We start from the raw sequence: 2,453 nt of genomic DNA, 5'->3' as shown, positions 1-2,453 counted from the left end.
TCGTGGAAGAGGGTGATGATTTCGTCGTGGCTCAAACGCGCTTCTTTGTCGCCAACCGGCGGGGTGAAGTTGCAGACGAGGTAGGCGGTCGGCAGTTGCAGCGTACCGTCGGCGAAACGGCGGCGGCCTTTGTAGCCGTCCATCCATGCGCCGCCGCGTTTGCCTTCGCGTGCGTATAAGTCCATGTAAACGCCGCCGATGGTTTGGCCGTCTTGTTTCAGCTCAAAATAGCGCACGTCTTTGTGCCAAACGGGGACTGTTTTTTCAGCCAGCTCGATGCCGTAGAGTTTTTTGATTTGGGCAAACAGGCCTGCCAATACTTTGCTGATAGGGAAGTATTTTTTCACTTCGGTTTCACTGAAGGCGTATTTGACTTGGCGCAGTTTTTCGGCGGCGTAGCTCAAATCCCAAGATTGCGGATCTTCGATATTCAGGCTCTCGCGTGCAAAGGCTTTGATTTCGGCAAAGTCTTTTTCGGCAAACGGTTTGGCGCGACGGGCAAGGTCGTGCAGGAAATTCAGAACCTGTTCGGGTGTATCCGCCATTTTGGTGGCCAGCGACAGCTCGGCGTAGTTTTTGAAGCCGAGCAGTTTGGCGGTTTTCAGCGCGTTTGCAAGCGTTTGTTCGACGTTGGCCGTGTTGTCGAATTTGCCTTCGTCAGCCAATTCGCTGGCACGGGTAACGTAGGCGCGGTAGATTTGTTCGCGCAGTTCACGGTTGTCGGCGTATTGGATAACGGCGAGGTAGTGTGGAATCTGCAGGCCGATTTTGTAGCCTGTTTTGCCTTCGCTTTGCGCGGCGGCGGCAAACATGGCGATGGAGTCTTCGGGAATGCCGGCAAGCGGCGCGGCATCGTCAAAGTAAATGCCGAAAGCGTCGGTCGCGTCTTGGACGTTTTGTGCGAATTTGGCACCCAGTTGCGCGCCTTCGGTTTGCAGTTGCGCTAATTCTGCCTGCTGTTCGGGCGGTAATTCGGCACCGCTGAGGACGAAGTCGCGCAAGTCGTGGTTGAGCTTGGTTTGCTGCGCTTGGGAGAGGGTGTTGAATTCGGCAGAATTTTTGATGATTTTGAAGCGGTTGTACAACTCGATGTCTTGACCGATTTCGGTGAAGAAAATGGTGATTTCAGGCATCAATTCGTTGTATACGGCACGCAGCTCGGGCGTATCGACCACGGAGTTGAGATGGGAAACCACGCTCCAAATGCGGCCGACGCGTTCGGTAATATCGGTCAGTTTTTCGACGGTGTTGGCCCAGTCGGTATGCGTTTGCGCTTTGATGGCGGCGATTTGTTCGCGCGCTTCGGCGATGGTGGTTTGCAGGGCGGGTTTGATGTCTTCGGTTTTAATTTGGTCGAAACGGGGTTCTTCGCCCAAGTGGAGCAGGACGTTGTCGCTCATATGGTTTCTCCTGAATAAGATGGATTCAGACGGCCTTGTGGCCGTCTGAAAAGAAAACGATAGGCGTTATATGGTGGCAGACAGGCAGAATTAAAGTGTCCCGCCTGCCTGTCGGCCAATCTTATTCTGCGCCGCGCGGATTGGCGTGCAACGGTGCAGCCAGTTCGAGGCGCATCGGCGTGCCTTTCGGGGCAAATACGGCATTGGCAATATTGGTTTGCAGGGATTCGGCAAACGAGCCGCGATACACTTTTGCGCCTTGATGGGTCAGGTTAGATTGTACGTCGACGTATACGTCGCCGCCGATTTGACGCCAGAGGTGGCAGAAGGTGTAGTCTTCGGACAGATAGCGTTTGCTTTCCGGATCAACCATGCAGTCGAAGAATCGGTAATGCAGGCCTTTGTCTTCTCTGTTGTAGTCACTGTCGGAGATGTAGTTCAACTCGGGGTAGGCTGCCATCATTTTTTCAAATACGCTGCGCTTGATAACCATAAAGCCGGTTGGCGCATCATGAACTTTCATAAAACCGTCTTCATCGACTTTCAGTACGATTTCACCGTTTTCATTTTTTTCGCTGGTGTTGACGGTATAAGAAGTGTACATGCGCTCGAAGTCGGCTTGGGTCGTGCCGGCCGGAACACCTTCTTCAGGCCAATTTTCGCGTTTGAGCGGATAAATGCCTGCTACAACGTCTTTGTCTGCCAAAAGCAGGCGGTAGAATGAATCGGGAGAGAAGCCGATATCGGAGTCAATCCAGAATAAATGCGTCCATTCTTTGTTTTCCAAAAATCTGGCCACGCAGTTGTTGCGCGCGCGCGTAATCAGGCTTTCGCCGCGTTGCATCATTACTTGAAGCGGCAGGCCGTGCGAGGCGTTGGTGTGGACGATGTTCAGAAGTGAGAGGGTGTAGTTGTGGAAATATTTGCCGTCATGGCTGGGGGTCATGATTACAGGGTACATTTCGGCAAGGGCTGATTCGGGCAACATGAGTTTTCCTTATTGTTGATTGTGAATTTGGGTATTGTAAGGGATTTGATAGTATATATATAAAC

Annotated in this window: 2 protein-coding genes; both read right to left on the bottom strand. The window is 52.3% G+C overall.

The annotated features are described in order from the left end of the window. Positions 1-1,400, bottom strand: a 1,400-nt coding sequence (locus ACTHUT_RS17985) for a M3 family metallopeptidase (protein WP_440419279.1), incomplete at its 3' end; no start/stop codon positions are given. Positions 1,401-1,521: 121 nt separating this feature from the next. Beyond that, entirely contained in the window at positions 1,522-2,388 is an 867-nt protein-coding gene (locus ACTHUT_RS17980) for a hypothetical protein (protein ID WP_250590818.1), read from the bottom strand. Between the last annotated feature and the right edge of the window lie 65 nt (positions 2,389-2,453).

It is taken from the genome of Neisseria sp. P0022.S010 (assembly GCF_051956635.1).
This window is presented reverse-complemented; position numbering and strand designations above follow the sequence as displayed.

Bases quoted from the DNA above. Each gene is read 5' to 3' on its own strand.
- ACTHUT_RS17980 (WP_250590818.1), bottom strand. From the start codon at position 2,388: ATGTTGCCCGAATCAGCCCTTGCCGAAATGTACCCTGTAATCATGACC.